The following is an 18,810-nucleotide window of genomic DNA, read 5'->3' as shown; positions in this document are numbered from 1 at the left end:
TAGATTTATCAATCACACCATTCGCAGAGAAAGGGAATGACTGACATGCGTTATTTTATCGTGGATGATGATCCTGGCGTTCGTTCCATGTTGATGGATATTATTGAGGATGAAGGCCTTGGCGATATTGCCGGGGAAGCTGAGGACGGAGCACATATTCACGCGGAACTATTGGAACTGCATAAGGTGGATGTACTGCTGATTGATCTGCTGATGCCCCAACGAGACGGGATTCAGACTGTGCGAGCGCTTGAAGGAAGGTTCGAGGGCAAGATCGTCATGATCTCCCAGATCGAGTCGAAAAATATGATCGGAGAAGCCTATTCACTAGGCATTGAATATTATATTACGAAGCCGATTAACCGGTTGGAGATTCTATCTGTTCTGCGGCTGGTGAGCGAAAGGCTTCGGATGCAGCAATCCATCGCAGATATCCAACGGACATTGCAGGGATTGTCCGGTTTGAATTCTACCGAACGTGCTGGGGCTCCGGTTCCGGACAAAACAATCACGACAGCAGGACATTTCCTGCTGTCCGAGATGGGCATGATCGGCGAAGCGGGCAGCAGGGATCTGCTGGACATGCTGGAATATCTGGAACAGGTAGAGACAGATGAACATAAGCTGTCCCCCTATACGTTCCCATCCCTCAAAGACATCTTCCAGAATGTAGCGATACGTAAACTGGGAGAAGACGCCTCTCTCGCAGAGGTGAACAAGGAGATCAAGGCATCAGAACAACGTGTTCGCAGGGCCATCTTCCAGACTCTGAGCCATGTAGTTTCTCTGGGATTAACAGATTATACACATCCCAAGTTCGAGAACTATGCATCCAAATTTTTCGATTTCACCGAAATTCGCAAGAAAATGCTGGAGCTGCAAAACAACGTGGAGCCTTCCTTGTCCCAGACACGCATTAATACGAAAAAATTCGTACAGGTCCTTTATTTGGAAGCCAAACGATTACTGCATTAAACAGATGCATAATGGATAAGATGCAAAAACAAACGGGCATGAATATTACACCGGTAGGATACCGCCTCTTCAACTGAGGCTGTCCATACCGGCTATATTCATGCCCGTCTGTAAGATCAAGCGTTACAATCTATGTGATTTGTTCCGTGTATAAAATTAAAATCGCTTTGGGTTTAGGCCCGTGAATGGTTTCGGCTAATTCGGTTATACTCATTAATCAATTCGTCCAATGCCATAGACTGCCGAATCACATCGGGATGCCCAAGACCACCCTTGTTATGCTCTACCAGCATATGAAGGTTATGTCTGGCCTTCTCTATTTTATTTTTCAAATCCAAACTCATAACCATGACCCCTGATACCTCCTTATTCTGTGAACCATTTTAGTTTTTCCTGTCAATCTATAGTTGGATTAACATATGGCATAGGAGACAAGGATGTTTTGTATTCTTCTCCAAATTTTGATAAAGATTATTTTATCACACTAGAGCTTATCCGAAAATGGCTGATATGACGCAATTTTAGTGGTAACACCGAGGGTTGGATTCTAACGTCTGGCCTCATCATTCACGGCCAGAACGGATTGTGTCGTAAATGTGTATATTGAAAAAACAAAAAGTCTATTGGTTCAAAAGGTAATAAAATCCCTTTCCATAATGGGGTCATTCAGGTACAATAGGGCGATGTGTGTGTCCGGACCCGGCGGATACAAATGATGTAATGTAGAGGACGGCCAACGACGGCCATTGATCCTGATTTGATATTATTGGAGGCTTATCATCACCATGCAGACCGATTCACAGACTAAAGTCAAAATTGTTAACGCCGATCCCAGCGCAATGGGATTATTTGGGTTGGCTATCGTAACCCTGGTCGCTTCTTCCCAAAAGCTTGGCATTACAGAAGGACTTAGCTACGCTATTCCTTGGGCGATCTTCCTGGGTGCTTTTGCCCAGTTATTCGCATGTATTCAAGATTCCAAACGCAACAATACCTTTGGCACAACAGCTTTTGGCGCGTACGCATTCTTCTGGTTTGCCATGGCTGCCAACTGGATGATCAAAATGGGCGTATTTGGATCCACTCTCGCTGAACAGGCCGATGGCAAGCAACTCGGATTTGCTTTTGCCGGATACCTCGTATTCACCCTGTTCATGACGATTGGTGCTATTGAAGCGAATAAAGTATTGCTTATCATCTTCATTCTGATTGACTTCCTGTTCCTTGGCTTGACCTTTGACGCTTTCGGCGTAGCTCCTCACATTTTCCACACCATTGCAGCATACGCTGAACTGGCGATCGGAATTGTGTCCCTGTATGGTACAGGTGCTTCGGTACTGAACGCTCACTTCGGTTATGCGTTCTTGCCGATCGGCAAACCGTCCGGCATTTTCAAACCCAAGGCTTAATATACAGCAGTAAACCGCCAGCGCGCCGGTCCGCGCCTGGCGGTTTTTTTGCAGTCCAACTTCATTTGAATATGTATCTGACCGACACCTATACTAGGGATAACAGATTATAAACAGACCCTGCAACACCTGAAATGAAATGTCACAGCAGCCATACTGTCAGGAGGAAAAAACATGAGAGAGATACCGAAACCAACGGAGATGGATCAGGTGGAGAAAAAATATGTACGCGAAACACGTTGTTTCAAGACGGCACGGGTGTTCCCAACCGATGTCAACAATCATAATACGTTATTCGGCGGCAAGTTGATGTCCTACATCGATGATATTGCATCCATTGCCGCTTCCAAGCTATGCCGGGTCAATACTGTAACGGCTTCAACCGACTCTGTCGATTTCCTGTACCCGATTAATCCAACGGATTCGGTTACACTTGAATCGTTCGCGTCCTGGACAGGACGAAGTTCCATGGAGATTTTTGTGAAAGTGATTCGAGAGGATCTGAAGACCGGAGAGAAGAAAATTGCGGCGACTGCATTTCTGACCTTTGTGGCCTTGGACGAAAATAATCGCAAACTGATCGTACCCCGCATTATCCCGGAGACGGAAGAAGAGAAGAAACTATACGAGACCGCTCCGGATCGGGCGGCCATGCGGAAACAACGGCGGGAAGAGAGCAAGAAATTCGCTGACTTCCTGACCGTTACTTATCCTTGGGAATAAAAACACGCTAAACAATAACAAGATTGAACACCAGCATTACATTATCTGGTCGATGCCGGATAGATGGACACCGCTCTGCTATCCGGCAGTTCACCACCCATGGAGACACACCACTGCTGATAGATGCGATACGCTGCACCACTCTCCAGTAATCCCTGACACGTGTATATGCCCTCTTCGATGGAATTGACACGCCCCGCCGCATACAAGCGGAAACCTCCATTTAACAAGACCTGATTCACAAAAGCAATATGACCCTCACCGCTTAACACGCTTTCCGCCACTTCAAGCTGCTTCGCAGCCGTCCAGACCAGCTCCGGCACGGGCATATCCAGTTCATAGGCTGCAGGATCAACCAGTTCCAGCTTCATATCACCGTCTTCCACGGCGTATACGCGGGTTGGCCGATCAATATACAGATCCTCAGAACCTTCCATCCCCTGTACAACATAAGCACGCCGATAGTTAAACCGGGTGAGCAACTTCGCAATCCGATCCAGAAAGGTATTATGAAACACACCAAACACCAAATACGGTGAATGGTTATAATCAATCAGTTTCTCCGCTGTGTTAAACACCGTTCTAAAACCCAACTCTTCCCGTAACGGACGAAGCTTACGAAGAGGTTCGCACCAATCCTCGGAGGACACGTACATGACACCCGAACTCAATGCAGCGCTCCGTGCATCTTCCCGATCCATTTTACGTGTATCAATTCCTGCTTCCTTTAACAGAACCGACAGCGTAACTCCCCATTTGGGTGGTAAAGGGTCACTCCCATGCAAAGTCACCGGCAACCCGGCCGCCGCGAGTACAAACGCAACCGGAAACGTGGCCATGAACGACTTTGTTCTTCCATCATAGGGACCCGCACAGTCCAATCCATCCTGAAATATGGAGAAACGTTCCGCACTGTTACGACAAGCATGAACAAAAGCTTCCAGTTCCTCGACGTTTTCCATTTTCATACGTTCAGCCATTAGGAACGCAGCCGTCTGGGCAGGGGAAACCTCCTGTTTCAGGATTTTCTCTGCTACGGTCAGTGCTTCTGCATAATTCAGATCACGTGAGCCTCGTTTCCCACGTCCGACCTCTCGGAGTATCTGAGACATATCCATGGAGAATCCTCCTTCCAATTAAGACTGGAGCAGTTGATGGGCCTTCACAATCGCTGTGGCTACATCGACCATTCGTTTTCGTTCATCCATCGCTTTCTTGCGTAACAGGTCATAGGCTTCGGCCTCTGAAATCTGCTTCAGATCACTAAGAATAGCCTTCGCCATATCAATCCACTTCCGATCCTCCAGCCTGGATTGCAACTGCTTCCGTTCCTGCTCCCACTGTTTGCGTTCCATGTAGCGTCGGGCTGCAAAGTGAAGAGTCCAGTGAATCTCGGACCCAGTCATGGATGGTGTAAGTATTCCATCAAATGATGTTTCGACCTCGCAGGATTCTGCGGAGGAAGAGGCTGTATCTGGCGCGCACCACCAAAGCAGCGGTGAATCCGACTTCCCCTTTCCCAGGCAGTTCACCCAGTACTCCACATCAGCCAGCGACAGATGCAAAATGGACGCTTCGGCCGCACGAGCTAGCTTCACCGCTTCCGCTTCACTGCCCACCACCTGTACATGGTACCCGTTTGCTCCCAGCAGCCTCTCCGGTGTCAGAGGGATTGCATCGGATGAGGCAGCTATCGTTGGTTGAACACGGATGACCAATAAAGATCGCATGATGGATCAATCCCTCCCCTATTGCTATAATCAGAGTCCACATCATTTAAGACGTTAATACATGAAAGCAATAAACATGTTACATTACCTAACAAAAATAAAGTAGTGACGATTATGCGTCTTATTTTTAACATTAGAATGATCTTTTCATGCCTCATCATATTGCAATTAAAAAGGGTGAAACACTATACATGGCACCTTTTCTACAGTATTTATCGTATCCAGCGTGCTAACGTTATCTAGAAGCCTTTAAACTAAGAAGATATACTCGTAAAACTTCGTCGTCCATTCGATATTCCAATAAACTCATGTAAACATAATTAACTTTAAATTTCAAATACTTTTTTATGTTAACTATCTTGACATGATTAGATCGATCTTTTATAGTTAAGCCATAACAACTCCATATTTGAATCGATCACAGTTACAACGGCGTAGCTGGTTGAAACGGCAATGAAGCCTGTTTTGCAATCTCGGAGCAAGGGATGCGTATGTATATGCGCAGTCCTCCGAGGCATAACAGGCTTTTTCGATTTTAGAGACAAGGTTTTGAGGCATTTTGCAGAATGGACCTAAGGGGGCTAATCATAATGAGTACAACGAAAAAACTGGTGCTGGTTGGCAATGGCATGGCGGGAATCCGCACAATCGAACATATCCTTAAGCTTGCTCCACACGCTTATGAAATTACAGTCTTCGGCGCAGAGCCGCATCCCAACTACAACCGGATCATGTTATCTTCCGTACTGGCTGGCGGAACATCCATCGAGGATATCGTAATCAATGAGTGGAGCTGGTACGAAGATAACGGCATTCGGGTGTACCCGGGTGACCCGGTCGTTCAGATCGATACCAAGCACAAGGAAGTTGTATCTCAAAATGGTGTACGCGCAGCCTATGATGAGCTGATTATGGCAACCGGTTCACAAGCGTTCATCCTCCCTCTTCCCGGAGCTAACAAGGAAGGCGTGATCGGTTTCCGCGATATTAAAGACTGCGAGACCATGATGGCAGCATCACAAAAGTATCGCAAAGCTGCCGTCATTGGAGGTGGATTGCTAGGACTGGAAGCAGCGCGGGGGCTGCTCAATCTGGGCATGGACGTCACAGTCATCCATATTAACGGTCATCTGATGGACCGGAACCTAGATTTGCCGGCAGGTCTGATGCTCCAGCGTGAGCTTGAAGAACAGGGCATGAAGTTCCTTTTGAACAAACATACCGAAGAAATCACAGGCAAACAACGAGTAAAAGCCATTCGTTTTACTGATCAAACGGTGCTTGAAGCGGATCTGGTTGTCATGGCTGTCGGGATTCGCCCTCAGATTGAACTGGCTCGCAATACCGGCCTCGATGTGAATCGTGGAGTCATTGTAGATGATTATATGCATACCAGCATCCCTAGTATATCTGCCGTCGGCGAATGTGCAGAACACCGCGGTATTGCCTACGGACTGGTTGCTCCATTATATGAACAAGGTATGGTGCTCGCAAAACGCCTGGCTGGTGCGGCAACCGAAGGATACGAAGGTTCAGTCACTTCTACCAAACTGAAAGTATCCGGTGTGGACGTATTCTCTGCCGGACAATTCAAAGACGCTGCGGACACTCGCAGCATTCGTATTCAGGATGACGTTGATGGTGTGTACAAAAAGATGGTGATTAAGGATGGGCAGCTCATTGGAGCTGTATTGTTCGGGGATACCACGGATGGCGCATCGCTGTTTTCCCTCATTAAGAGTGGTGAGAACATCAGTGGTCGGGAGAAAGAAATTTTGCTCGGTGTACCTTCCGGTGGTTCAGGCTCGGGCCCATCTGTCGCAGAACGAATGGCGAGTATGCCGGATGACGAGATCGTCTGTGGTTGTAACGGTGTGACCAAAGCTTCTATCGGAGACGCTGTTCTGGATAGAGGCTGTAATACACTCGGTGCAATCAAATCCTGTACCAAAGCCTCCGCTTCTTGCGGTGGGTGCAAACCTATTATCGAAAACCTGCTCACATATTATGCCGGTGATAATGTAGGTGAACAGACCAAAGAAGGCATCTGTGGCTGTACATCCTATGATCGGGATGAGATTGTTGCACAGATCAAGGAGATGGGACTCAAAAGCGTCAAGGAAGTTATGAACGTTCTCGGTTGGAATGAACCGGAAGGCTGCTCCAAGTGCCGTCCTTCCCTCAACTATTATCTCGGTATGATCTGGCCAGCAGAATACACAGATGAGCGTGTATCCAAATTCACCAATGAACGTTATCACGCTAATATCCAGAAGGACGGTACTTACTCCGTTATTCCACGGATCTATGGTGGTGTCACTTCCCCGGCGGAATTGATCAAGATTGCTACTGTCGCAGAGAAATATGATGTGCCGTTGGTGAAATTCACGGGTGGACAACGACTCGATCTGCTCGGTGTACAGAAGGAGAACCTGCCGAAGATCTGGGAGGAACTCGATATGCCTTCCGGTTTTGGTTATGGCAAGGCGCTGCGTACGGTGAAGACTTGTGTAGGTAATACGTTCTGCCGATTCGGCACACAGGATTCCATTGAGATGGGTATTCGTCTGGAGAAAAAACTCGACAAGATGGTAGCTCCAGCCAAAGTGAAACTCGCTGTCTCGGGATGTCCGCGGAACTGTGCTGAAGCGACCATCAAGGATCTGGGTGTTGTTGCCATTGATGGCGCTTGGGAGATTCATGTTGGCGGTAACGCGGGAGTTAAGGTTCGTGCAGCCGAGTTGCTGTGTACAGTGAAGACCGATGCGGAAGTGGAAGAGTGGACTTACTCTTACCTGCAATATTATAGAGAGAACGCAAAATGGAATGAGAGAACAGCGGCTTGGATTGAACGGGTTGGTCTGGATCATGTGAAGGAAGCATTGGCGGATCGGGATGTACGTCTCGCTCTGGTTGAACGTCTGGAAGTTACACTGGGTCACACGGTTGATCCTTGGAAAGAAATCATAGAAGACGAGAAATTGCGTAAAAACTTCACCCCACTGTCCGGTGCCGAGCCGGTAACCCACTAGAAGAGGAGGAACAGCGATGAACAAATTCCGGATTGGACACCTTGCAGATATTGATGAAAAGGGAGCACGGACCTTCCTGATACAGGATACCGAAATTGCAGTCTTCAAACTGAGCGACGGAAGTCTGCACGCCGTCGAGAATCGTTGCCCTCACAAGGGCGGCAAGCTGTCGGAAGGCATGGTGTGCGGGACAGCAGTTCATTGTCCTTTGCATGATTGGAAGATTGATCTGCGTAACGGTAAGGTACACGAGCCGGATGAAGGCTGCTTGAATACCTACAAAACAGAAGTGGACGGCAACAGCGGAGAAATCTTCATCACAATTGCGGGTTAAAGGCTAGAGATACCCTGACATCAAGGAGGCGTGCGCTATGGATTTTGTTAAACCTGCAGAAGTACTGCAATCGATCGTCGAAGCTGGTGAGAGCAAAGCCAGAATGAATCGGGTACAGATGCTGATCCGCGGTTTTCTGGCGGGGGCTATCCTTGCCTTTGCAACCACACTGGCATATACCGCTGTATCTCAAACTTCCGTTGGTTTGGCAGGTGCACTGATATTCCCGGCGGGATTTGTCATCATTATTCTGCTGGGTCTCGAATTGGTGACAGGAAACTTTGCGATGCTTCCACTCGCAGTGTTGAAACGCAGAATTACATGGATGGATATGCTCCGAAATTATTTCTGGGTGATCACAGGACATCTAATCGGATGTGCATTCTATGCTCTCTTATACGGCCTGACCATTACCAAGATGGGTACGGATATGAGCAACCCTCTAATTCAAACGCTGATCCAGACCAGTGAAACCAAAACATTGGGATATCAGCACTTGGGCGGGGCTGGCATTGTACTGGTCATCATCAAAGCCATTCTATGTAACTGGATGGTCACACTCGGGGCAGTGATGGCAATGACGTCCACTTCTACACTGGGCAAAATCGTAGCGATGTGGCTGCCCATTACCATATTTTTCGCTCAGGGATTTGAGCATGCTGTGGTAAATATGTTCGTCATTCCGGCAGGCATGGTGCTTGGTGCACAGGTCAGTGTCGCTGACTGGTGGCTGTGGAATCAGATCCCGGTGTTGGTGGGTAACCTCATTGGCGGAGCTGTATTTACAGGCCTCGGTCTATATGCTGCACACCACTGGGAGAATCCAGTGAAACTATCGACCAAACTGGCAACCATTCAGGGTGGTCGTTCAGGATTGGCAAGTTCCGATGCTGCATCCAAATTGGGGACACGATCATGAGCCGGGGCCTGGTTAGTATTGTTGGCGCTGGTCCTGGAGATCCGGATCTGATTACGGTAAAAGCCCTGAAACGTATTCAGTCCGCAGATGTCATTATGTATGATCGGCTTGTGAATGATCAATTGCTTGCTGAAGCTCGTGAAGGAGCACTCCGCATCTACTGCGGCAAGGCTCCAGGCCTTCACTCCATGAGTCAGGAGATGATTGGACGGATGCTGGCTGCCCATGCAGCGGAAGGCAAACAAGTCGTAAGACTCAAGGGTGGTGATCCGTTCATCTTTGGCCGTGGTGGTGAAGAAGCGCTTGTGCTAGCGGAAGCAGGGATTGCATTTGAGATTATTCCTGGCATCACTTCGGCTGTAGGGACATCCGCTTCATCCCTTATTCCGTTAACTCATCGCGGGATTGCTTCATCCTTCGCATGTGTCACTGGAACCGGCAGCGACGGAAGTGTATCTTCGGTTCGCTGGGACCTGCTCGCCCATAGCGTGGATACACTGGTCATCTACATGGGCATTAGCCAACTGGCCCAGATTCAACATGAATTGCTTCACCACGGTAAAAGCGGACACACCCCTGCGGCTCTAATCGAACGGGGAACCACTTCGGAGGAACGGATCATTACCGGCACACTTGCCGAACTCCATTCCCTCGCCAAGTCGCATCAAGTGAATAATCCGGCATTAATCATGATCGGCGAGTCCGTCCTGATCCGCGAACAACTGCTTCAGATGCAACAGGCCGCGAACACCTCCATGACAGGATAATCGAATTGGATTTCTTCATCTATATCAATTGAACTAAACATTTACACAAAACGGAGAGGACAGAAACGACCTGAAGAAGCGGAGCGTTCGCCTTTATCCCCGGATTTACCCTTTATAAAAGGAATCAAAAAAATCTGGGGATAACAGCGATCGGAAGGTTGTTCTGTCATCGGAGTGTGCAGTGTAAATATTCTTTAGTTCAATTGATATAGAACAAAACTCTCATTCGACCTTTAATCCAACAGCATACGCTCGTGAATAGTCCGACCCTTCTGCCCTGGTTCAATCAACAGACGGGTCGGTTTGATGTTAATCAGCGCCGTAAGCTGCTCTCCCATATAATGCGCAGAATATTTGAATCCAATCTCCGCCCAATGCATGATTACCCCTACCGTTGCAGATACCAGATAACTTAGCATGATGTCGTAATTAATCGTCCATTCACTATCCTCGGTCACCAATACAAAATCTTCGGTTAGATACGTTCTAAACATATTGCACAGCCGGGAGCTCATATCTGAATGCATGGTTATTAATGCACGAAAGATATCCTGATGGGCTTCAATATATTCGAATACAGGCATCGTGGATGGTAGCAATGCAGTCATGTCCACTTCTGTAAGCTGTGCGTATGGTTCTGCATAAGCTCGCCCCACTCCCTGCATGAAATCATCCAGAATGAACTGCAACAACTCCGGTTTGCCGGGAAAATGTAAATAGAAGGTTCCACGGTTGTAATCCGCCCGTTCCGTAATATCCCGGATTGTGAGGGCATCCGCTCCCTTCTCTAATATCAAAGAAACCGCCGCAGCGATGATCGCATCCTGCGTTCTTCGTGCTCTCCGGTCCTGAGGATGTTCAATGATCAACATTTTCGCCTCCTTTGTTCATTATTGTAATATAAATGAACACCGCTTACACCTCTGTCCGATAGCTGACATATGCGCTGTCAATGATTATTGTCACATTGCTATGTATATCTTAACATTGAGACAGGAAAGATAGACGACAGGTTGAAACTTTTTTTGAGAAATACCTGCCAATAATGAATAAGGAGCGGATAGTTCATGAGTACATCTTATACACATACAGCCGTTATTACAGGAGCAGCTGGAGGCATTGGTAAAGAATTGGCACGCCGCCTGGCTGAGCGCAAAATCAACTTGGTTCTAGTGGACCTGAATGAAGAAGCCATCCAGCAGACAATTACTGATCTGAACCTCGACAAAGAGCACGTCATCGCCGTAAAAGCGAACGTATCCCAAGAAGCAGACGTGAAAAACTATGTGCAAAAAGCATTGGATGCTTTTGGCCGAATCGATTATTTTGCCAACAATGCCGGAATTGAAGGTCCAACAGGGCTGATCGAAGACCTGAGTGTTGAAGCACTCGACACCGTATATAACGTCAACATTCGTGGGGTATTCCTGGGTCTGCAAAATGTCATTCCAGTGATGAAAAAACAAAAATCCGGTGCGATTCTTAATACCTCTTCCCTCGCGGGTCTGATGGGTGCACCTGCTGTGTCTCCATATATTATGTCCAAACATGCCGTAGTTGGTCTCACGCGTACCGCTGCAAATGAATTGGCACCTTATAATATCCGGGTTAACGCTGTATTGCCAGGTACAATCAATACACGCATGATGCGTCAGATCGAAGCTAATTCCGGTAACGTGGAAGATTATCAATCAGCAACCGTGTCCAGCATTCCAATGGGCCGTTATGGCGAACCGGAAGAAGTCGCTGCGGTGATGAACTTCCTGTTGTCCGAAGAAGCATCTTATGTAACAGCTTCCCTTTACACCGTAGATGGCGGTATGGTGGGTCAATAAGAAGCTATAAACGGTGGGATTGATAGGGATTGGGTCGATAGAACTTCAAGTCCATCCTTAAAAAAGTTATACCGACAGGTGTTCCCGAAGGAATGCCTGGTCACTACAATCTAAAAAAGGCCTCAACACCACAGTATTGTGGAGTTAAGGTCTTTTTTATAGTACAACGCTTGCCATGCATTAGGCTGCATCTGTGAGATTTCACTTTTGAAACGCCATTTAACGCCTCGTTGCACCATGTGATCACTCTAAGTTACTCTAACGAACCTAGGGCACCTTAGTTCGGCAAAAAGCGCTTATTTCCCGAACTAACGAATCTCAGACACGCTAATTCCGCGGAAATGCTTTAACTTCATGGGAAAGTCCTAAAATCCAGAGAATAACGTGTCTGAGATTCGTTACATTCCCAAACGAGCGAGAAATACCCGAATAGCGCGTGTGAGATTCGTTAGATTTTGCCTACACTTAACTTAATCCACGTATCCCGCGTGACCCTTGTCCATCAAGTAGTCCATCTCAGCATCCAGGATGCTTTCCACTGTCAACTCATCCAGCTTCACATCTTTACGACTAAGAATGTAGTCAGCCAGATCATCGCCGTCAATATCAACATCATTGCCTTTGGAATTCTCATGCGCCTTGTTGATGTACGCTTGCTCATGCTTCAGCACAAGGGCGATATTCGCCTGGCTTGCCTTCGTTTTATCTGCAATATATTGCATCATTTCTTGTTCATTAATTGCGTTTGCTTCTGCCACGTTCAGTCATCTCCTTGATTCATACATACTGTTGCCATTGTAGCATAGGTTAACCCATTACAGGCAGAACTTATGCCTGAAGAACGATTATATAGCGGTAGCGAAGGTTAGTGTGGAGCCGGCTCATCACTCTGCCCCTACGACAACCGCACGTAAAATGTAGCACCCTCTCCGACTACACTTCGAGCGTATAGCTCTCCTTTGTGCTGATCCACAATGGAACGAGCAATCGCCAGACCCAGACCATGCCCACCATGCTTGCGGGCTCTTGAAGAATCCGTACGATAGAATCGATCGAAGATCCGATCCAGATGTTCGGGTGCAATGCCTTCACCTGTATTGGACACGGCCAGCATGACATCATTATTCTGTTTCTGGAGCGTGACGTTTACGGCGCCTTTTGGACCGGAATACTTCACAGCATTATCGAGCAGGATCAGAATGACCTGTTTGATCTGCTCACTGTTCCCATGAACCGTAAGATTCGGCTCAATGTTGTAATCGAGGGAGATGTTTTTCTCAAAAATAACGGCCTCCATCGGCAAAATAATACTCTCTACCGCATCGCTTATATTAAACTTCGCATGAATCATCGTGGAGCGTGAATCATCCATCTGGGTCAGATAGAGCAGATCATTCGTAAGTCCGGTCATGCGCTCGGTTTCCGACTTGATATAATGAAGCCACTTCGCCTGGTTTGCTATGGTATCCTCCTGATTCGCGAGCAGTACATCAGCATTGGTATTGATGATCGCCAGCGGCGTCTTCAACTCATGCGAAGCATCACCGATGAATTGTTTTTGCTTCTCAAACGCTTCTCTGACTGGTGCAATGGAACGATTGGCAAAATAACGGCTCAGGAAGTAGATCACAATCAACATGACCAGTCCAACAATAGCAAATGTATAGATCAGATTCGTCAGAATGCCTTGTTGTGCCGTCACATCAATAAATACGATCATATGCCCGTCACCGCTCGGATCAACCACATATGCCCAGTCCGTTCCATCCAGCGTAAATTGCCCTGTCTGCCGTTCCGAATCACCAACTTTATTCTGGTCAACCTTTTGTAACACCTCGGTGTAGAACGTATCTTCCATATCAAATCGGGAATGTGTATCCGTAATCTTCCACTGGTCATCCGTCTTAATCATGAACGACACGGAACGTGCCGGAGGTGAGTTGGGATCCCCCCCCGGTCCTCCATTATCACCACCCATGGCATCGGAGGGAAACGAATCTGAACTTGAACTTGAGACTGTATTACCCCCTGTACCGGAACCCTGCCCTTGCCCGCGCGGCATCTTGGATGAATTATAAGGACTGTGATAGAAATCAGACACCTTGTACAACTCCATATTGGTCTCACGTTGCACATTCTGATACGTAATTGTATAGATCGTCGCAAATGCCACCAGCATCATAATGGAGATGGACACCAGATTCACGATCAAGAATCGATTTCGAAGTTTCTTGAACATCAGGACGTCACCTCAAGCACATACCCCACACCCCGAATCGTGTTAATGCGGACAGCAGAGTTCAGGAAGGTTAATTTTTTGCGTAAAAAAGAGATATATACTTCCACATTGTTATACTCCACTTCCGAATCAAATCCCCATAACTTCTCAATAATTTGCTCTTTGGAAGTTATCGCCTGTTTGCGAGCAATCAACAGCTCCAGCAGTTCATTCTCCTTCAGATTCAGCTTAATCTCCTTACCCTGTACGCTCAGCTTCAGTTGAGTTGTATTCAGCTCAATGTCGCCAAACTTCAGTCCATCCTCGGGAACCACTTCTCCCTTCCGTCTTAAGGCTGCTCGAATTCGGGCCAGCAATTCCTCTGTGGCGAAGGGCTTGGCGATATAATCATCGGCACCATAATCGAGGCCTGTGACTTTGTCCGATAATTCACCTTTCGCCGTAAGCAGAATGACAGGTGTATGATTCCCTTCACTGCGGAGTTTCCTCAGGACGGTGATCCCGTCCATCTCCGGCATCATGATGTCGAGTAGTAACAGGTCGTAGATGCCGCTCTGCGCATAATCGAGTCCTGATCTGCCGTCGTGGACCATATCCACGGAGTAGTTGTTTTTTTTCAAAATCTGCGATACAGCCTCTGCCAAATGAACCTCATCTTCCGCAATTAATATTCTCATGCTCTATTCATTCCTCTGCTTGAATTATTTCTCTCAATGGGCTTGTTTTATATGTTCTTATTCTATCAATCAAACCTTGAATCAATCTTAATTCATTTTGTGTATGCGCACTATTATAGGAAGGTAAAAAAATGTTAACGCAATGTAAAACCATTTAAGATTCATTCAAGGTTGGGGCTCTAAGATACAGACATGGAAGCAATACACGATGAAACAAAACATACAACCCACAGACGAAAGGACTGAGTCCCACATGGCTATTGAAGTATTCAACCGATATGAGAGCAAGTATCTTCTGACGGATGAGCAGTACGCACATTTCTACAACGACCTGCTGAAATACATGGAGCTGGATTCCTACAACAAGAAACATGAGTACTACACCATCAGCAACCTGTACTTCGACACTCCACAGGATTCGCTGATCCGCGCCAGTCTCTCCAAACCGAAATACAAGGAGAAGCTGAGACTGCGGGCTTATGGAGTACCTGAAGAGAATGCCAAAGTGTATCTGGAGATCAAAAAGAAAGTCTTTGGCCTGGTGAACAAACGCAGAACAGCCTTGAAACTGGATGAAGCATATGAATTCGTCCGTTCGGGACAGGCGCCAGAGCTCGCGGATTACATGAACAAACAAGTTGTCGAAGAGATCAAATATTTCCTTCGGGTATACGATCTGGAACCAAAAGTGTATCTGGCGTATGAACGCAAAGCACTCTTCGACAAGAACAGCCGCGATCTCCGCATTACCTTTGACACCAACATTCGTAGCCGCAGATATGATCTGAAGCTCGAACAGGGAGATTACGGTGAACCGCTGGTGAAGGACGGTCGATGGCTGATGGAAGTGAAGGCCGAGAAAACCGTTCCGATGTGGCTGTCGCAACTGCTATCTGAACATGGGCTGTATCGTACCGGATTCTCCAAATACGGCAACGAGTTCAGACATCTCGCGAGAACAACCAACCTGAATTACCAGACCGAGCGTATTCTTGTACCAGGTACCGATTTCAACCCATCCATAGAACAAGATAAAACGATTATAGAAAGAGAGCGTGTCCTATATGCTTGATTCACTGTTCAGTTCAGCCCTAACCGATACTAACCTGACGTTTAACAACGCAGTCATTACCATTGGTCTTGCCATCATTCTGGGATTGGTCATCAGCCTTACCTACATGAAGACTAACCAAAGCACATACTCCCAGAGCTTCACCTTAACGATGGTTGTCCTGCCCGTCATTGTCGCCATCATCATCCTGCTCATCGGCAGCAACATCGCACGAGCTTTCAGCTTGGCAGGTGCCTTCTCGATCATCCGATTCCGAAGTGCCCCTGGTGATCCAAAGGACATTGCTTACGTATTGTTCACGATGGCTTCCGGTCTTGCCTGCGGTGTAGGCGCTTTTGGATACGCGGTGCTGTTCACCATTATCCTGTGTGTACTCATGTTTGTTCTGAGTCGCTTCAACTTTGGTGGCAAGAAAAGTCAGCTGAAAACGCTGAAAGTCACCATTCCCGAAAACTTGAGTTATGAAGAAGCTCTTAATGAAGTGTTCCATACATTCAACGTACCTTTTGATCTGAAAAAAATCAGAACGACCGAACTCGGCAGTCTGTATGAGCTGGTCTACAGTGTAACCATTCACGAAAGTGTTAGCCAAAAGGAATTCCTCGATGCGATCCGCACACGGAACGGCAACCTGGATATCTCATTAACCATGAGTCCAACAACGGAATATTAATTTATAATTCGAAGGGAACGATCTAATATGAAGAAAAACATGATAACAGGCAGCAAACTTTGGTCCATCGCCATGATTACCAGCCTACTCGCCGCATGCAGTTCACCAGCAACGACAAGCACAACCGCCAATGCCGCAACGTCAACGACAGGAACAACCAAAACGGTATCCGTCAGCGAGCAAACTTCAGTAAAATATGCAGATCTGGTCTCTCTGGATGCTGACGATACCAACATTAGCTGGAGTGAGGCGGATTCCACAGCGATTAAGCTGAACGGAACAACTGCAACGGTGACCGGTTCGGGTGCTAAAGCCGCGAATGGTTCGGTAACCATCTCGGAAGCAGGCACTTATGTACTTAGCGGTGAGCTAACGGATGGCCAGATCGTGGTTAACGTTGCCGATAAGGGTACTGTGCATCTCGTATTAAACGGAGCAACCATTCATGATAACGACAGTGCCGCAATCTACATTCAGAAGGCTGGTAAAGCGGTAATTACGCTCGAAAAAGGAACCAAAAACACCGTTTCCGATGGTAAAACGTATGTGTACGCTGACGCTACGACAGACGAGCCGGATGCTGCAATCTTCAGCAAAGCAGATCTTACATTCAATGGTGCAGGTCAATTGACCGTCACAGGTAACTATAATGAAGGTATTACGAGCAAGGATGATCTGAAGATCATCAGCGGTAACATCAGCGTCAAAGCAGCCGATGACGGCATCAAAGGTAAAGATATGGTCGCCATCCAAGCGGGTACGATTACCATTGAAGCCGAAGGCGACGGCATTAAATCAACCAATGACACAGATACCACCAAAGGTTACGTTGCTATCGCAGGAGGTACCTTCGATATCCAAAGTGGTAACGACGGTATTCAAGCCGAAACCGCACTCGTGGCGGATGGCGGCACATACAACATTGTAACGGGCGGCGGTAGCACCAATGCACCAGCCAAAGTAGAAGAAGGTCCATTTGGCGGCGGCGGTGGATGGGGTGGCGGCACACCTCCAACGGATATGGGCACACCACCGGATGGCGAACCTCCTGCAGATATGCCAGAGATGCCTAATAACAGCGGTACGAATGCAGGTGCTAATACGAACGGCGCAGCAGCATCCAACTCTGCCAACACAACAACAACAACAACGGATAACAATGCCGATGCTGACACAGCTACAACAGCAACGGAGTCCACAAGTGCCAAAGCGCTCAAAGCAGGTACAGATCTTACGGTTAATGGCGGTACGTATACCATTGATTCCATGGATGATTCCCTGCACAGCAACAATAACGTGACAGTCAACGATGGAACATTCAGCATTGAATCCGGTGATGACGGCATCCATGCCGATCAGGCCCTGACGATTAACGGCGGAACCATCACGATTGCGAAGAGCTATGAAGGACTTGAAGGTGCAATGATCACCCTGAACGATGGGGATGTAGATGTAACGGCATCCGATGATGGCGTAAACGCTGCAGGTGGCGAGACGGAAACAGCTGCGAATACAGCGGCAAGTACAGATAGCGCGACTACAGCAACCGATGCAGCCACAACATCCAACATCTCTGTAACCGAAACGACAGGTACAACATCAACTACCGATCAGGCATCCCAAGGTACAGCTGTTAATCAGCAAGGACGTGGACCGGGCGGTATGGGTGGTGCAGCAGCAAGCAATAACGAGTTCCACATTAACGGCGGTACACTCACGGTGAACGCAGGTGGTGACGGACTGGATTCCAATGGTTCCATTAACATGACTGGCGGAACGGTTATTGTGAACGGACCGACGAATAGCGGCAACGGAGCATTGGATTATGACGGCACATTTGAAATCAGTGGTGGATACTTGGTAGCTGCTGGCAGCTCGGGTATGGCACAAGGAACATCCGATGCGTCTACGCAAAATACCATTGTGATGACATTCCCTGCAACGCAAAAAGCTGGAACACTTGTACATGTACAAGATAGCGAAGGCAACAACATTCTGACGTTTGCACCAGCAAAAGATTATCAAACCGTGGTTGTCAGCTCCCCGGATCTTGCGAAAGATGGTTCATACGTGATTTACTCCGGTGGTACGTCTACAGGTAAAGCGGTGGATGGACTCTATACAGACGGTACCTATAGTGGTGGAACTCAAGTGGTTGCCTTCCAATCGACTAGTAATGTGACTTGGGTGAATGAATCTGGTGTAACCACTGCCAATACAGGTATGGGCGGTCCTGGTGGCGGTGGACAAGGCGGATTTGGAGGCGGCAGAAACAGATCGCAATCCGGTACAACATCCGACAGCACAGTTACTACTGATTCTGCAAAGTAATACGTGCGGTAAGCAATAATCAAGCAATCTCTTGCCCCAACTCAAAGGCGAGACAAAAAGGCCCCGAATCACTTCATAGTGAGTTCGGGGCCTT

Annotated in this window: 18 protein-coding genes; 11 read left to right on the top strand and 7 right to left on the bottom strand. The window is 47.5% G+C overall.

The features are described from left to right. The first annotated feature begins 45 nt into the window (after positions 1-45). On the top strand, positions 46-975 hold the full coding sequence (locus tag MHB71_RS26470) for a response regulator (RefSeq protein WP_036612142.1): 930 nt from the start codon (positions 46-48) through the stop codon (positions 973-975). A 173-nt stretch (positions 976-1,148) separates the two neighbouring features. Here the strand turns inward: MHB71_RS26470 and MHB71_RS26465 are convergent, their stop codons facing one another. Beyond that, positions 1,149-1,325, bottom strand: a complete 177-nt coding sequence (locus tag MHB71_RS26465; protein ID WP_017691636.1) for an aspartyl-phosphate phosphatase Spo0E family protein — start codon at positions 1,323-1,325, stop codon at positions 1,149-1,151. Between the two features lie 435 nt (positions 1,326-1,760). On the opposite strand from MHB71_RS26465, the gene MHB71_RS26460 reads away from it, so the two are divergent. Next, positions 1,761-2,384 (top strand): GPR1/FUN34/YaaH family transporter, encoded by a 624-nt coding sequence (locus tag MHB71_RS26460; protein WP_036671640.1) that lies wholly within the window; start codon positions 1,761-1,763, stop codon positions 2,382-2,384. 210 nt (positions 2,385-2,594) lie between these two features. Then, complete coding sequence (locus MHB71_RS26455; protein WP_026081401.1) at positions 2,595-3,107, top strand: acyl-CoA thioesterase; 513 nt, start codon at positions 2,595-2,597, stop codon at positions 3,105-3,107. 41 nt (positions 3,108-3,148) lie between these two features. On the opposite strand, the gene MHB71_RS26450 is transcribed toward MHB71_RS26455, so the two are convergent. Then, the gene (locus tag MHB71_RS26450; protein ID WP_340028102.1) at positions 3,149-4,225 is read right to left on the bottom strand and encodes an anthranilate phosphoribosyltransferase; all 1,077 of its coding nucleotides are present in this window, start codon (positions 4,223-4,225) and stop codon (positions 3,149-3,151) included. 18 nt (positions 4,226-4,243) lie between these two features. Further along, entirely contained in the window at positions 4,244-4,837 is a 594-nt protein-coding gene (locus MHB71_RS26445; protein WP_340028101.1) for an ANTAR domain-containing protein, read from the bottom strand. Between the two features lie 590 nt (positions 4,838-5,427). On the opposite strand from MHB71_RS26445, the gene nirB reads away from it, so the two are divergent. The 4 genes from nirB to cobA are packed head-to-tail and all read left to right on the top strand — an operon-like array spanning position 5,428 to position 9,889. Next, a complete protein-coding gene (gene nirB / locus MHB71_RS26440) occupies positions 5,428-7,869 on the top strand; it encodes a nitrite reductase large subunit NirB (protein WP_340028100.1) in 2,442 nt (813 codons plus the stop codon). 16 nt (positions 7,870-7,885) lie between these two features. Then, complete coding sequence (gene nirD, locus MHB71_RS26435) at positions 7,886-8,203, top strand: nitrite reductase small subunit NirD (protein WP_036612155.1); 318 nt, start codon at positions 7,886-7,888, stop codon at positions 8,201-8,203. Between the two features lie 37 nt (positions 8,204-8,240). Next, positions 8,241-9,122 carry a formate/nitrite transporter family protein gene (locus MHB71_RS26430; protein WP_340028099.1) on the top strand — a complete coding sequence of 294 codons (882 nt, stop codon included), beginning with the start codon at positions 8,241-8,243 and terminating at the stop codon, positions 9,120-9,122. Continuing rightward, positions 9,119-9,889, top strand: coding sequence for a uroporphyrinogen-III C-methyltransferase (gene cobA / locus MHB71_RS26425; protein ID WP_340028098.1), 771 nt, complete (start codon positions 9,119-9,121; stop codon positions 9,887-9,889). Before MHB71_RS26430 ends, cobA begins: the two co-directional genes overlap by 4 nt. Before the next feature lie 233 nt (positions 9,890-10,122). Here cobA and MHB71_RS26420 read toward each other — a convergent pair whose 3' ends face one another. Further along, positions 10,123-10,761, bottom strand: a complete 639-nt coding sequence (locus tag MHB71_RS26420) for a TetR family transcriptional regulator (protein WP_100528192.1) — start codon at positions 10,759-10,761, stop codon at positions 10,123-10,125. A gap of 195 nt (positions 10,762-10,956) precedes the next feature. Between MHB71_RS26420 and MHB71_RS26415 the strand changes: the two genes are divergently transcribed. Continuing rightward, positions 10,957-11,724, top strand: a complete 768-nt coding sequence (locus tag MHB71_RS26415; RefSeq protein ID WP_036612166.1) for an SDR family oxidoreductase — start codon at positions 10,957-10,959, stop codon at positions 11,722-11,724. Between the two features lie 470 nt (positions 11,725-12,194). On the opposite strand, the gene MHB71_RS26410 is transcribed toward MHB71_RS26415, so the two are convergent. The 3 genes from MHB71_RS26410 to MHB71_RS26400 all read right to left on the bottom strand — a co-directional run bounded on the left by MHB71_RS26410 (position 12,195) and on the right by MHB71_RS26400 (position 14,640). After that, a complete protein-coding gene (locus tag MHB71_RS26410) occupies positions 12,195-12,449 on the bottom strand; it encodes a hypothetical protein (protein WP_047841084.1) in 255 nt (84 codons plus the stop codon). 170 nt (positions 12,450-12,619) lie between these two features. Continuing rightward, the gene (locus MHB71_RS26405; RefSeq protein WP_340028097.1) at positions 12,620-13,963 is read right to left on the bottom strand and encodes a HAMP domain-containing sensor histidine kinase; all 1,344 of its coding nucleotides are present in this window, start codon (positions 13,961-13,963) and stop codon (positions 12,620-12,622) included. Continuing rightward, complete coding sequence (locus MHB71_RS26400; RefSeq protein ID WP_339200076.1) at positions 13,963-14,640, bottom strand: response regulator transcription factor; 678 nt, start codon at positions 14,638-14,640, stop codon at positions 13,963-13,965. The genes MHB71_RS26405 and MHB71_RS26400 overlap by 1 nt, the downstream gene beginning before the upstream one ends. A 253-nt stretch (positions 14,641-14,893) precedes the next feature. On the opposite strand from MHB71_RS26400, the gene MHB71_RS26395 reads away from it, so the two are divergent. From MHB71_RS26395 to MHB71_RS26385, 3 genes are read left to right on the top strand one after another with little or no spacing between them, the layout of a single operon-like run. Next, on the top strand, positions 14,894-15,712 hold the full coding sequence (locus MHB71_RS26395; protein ID WP_340030227.1) for a polyphosphate polymerase domain-containing protein: 819 nt from the start codon (positions 14,894-14,896) through the stop codon (positions 15,710-15,712). Then, complete coding sequence (locus MHB71_RS26390) at positions 15,705-16,385, top strand: DUF4956 domain-containing protein (protein WP_036612177.1); 681 nt, start codon at positions 15,705-15,707, stop codon at positions 16,383-16,385. The genes MHB71_RS26395 and MHB71_RS26390 overlap by 8 nt, the downstream gene beginning before the upstream one ends. A gap of 27 nt (positions 16,386-16,412) precedes the next feature. After that, positions 16,413-18,716 carry a carbohydrate-binding domain-containing protein gene (locus MHB71_RS26385; protein WP_340028096.1) on the top strand — a complete coding sequence of 768 codons (2,304 nt, stop codon included), beginning with the start codon at positions 16,413-16,415 and terminating at the stop codon, positions 18,714-18,716. Positions 18,717-18,810: the final 94 nt, after the last annotated feature.

It is taken from the genome of Paenibacillus sp. FSL H7-0940 (assembly GCF_037979415.1).
Classification (GTDB): domain Bacteria; phylum Bacillota; class Bacilli; order Paenibacillales; family Paenibacillaceae; genus Paenibacillus; species Paenibacillus amylolyticus.
Note: the sequence above shows the minus strand (reverse complement) of the source record. Positions and strands in the feature narration are given on the sequence as shown.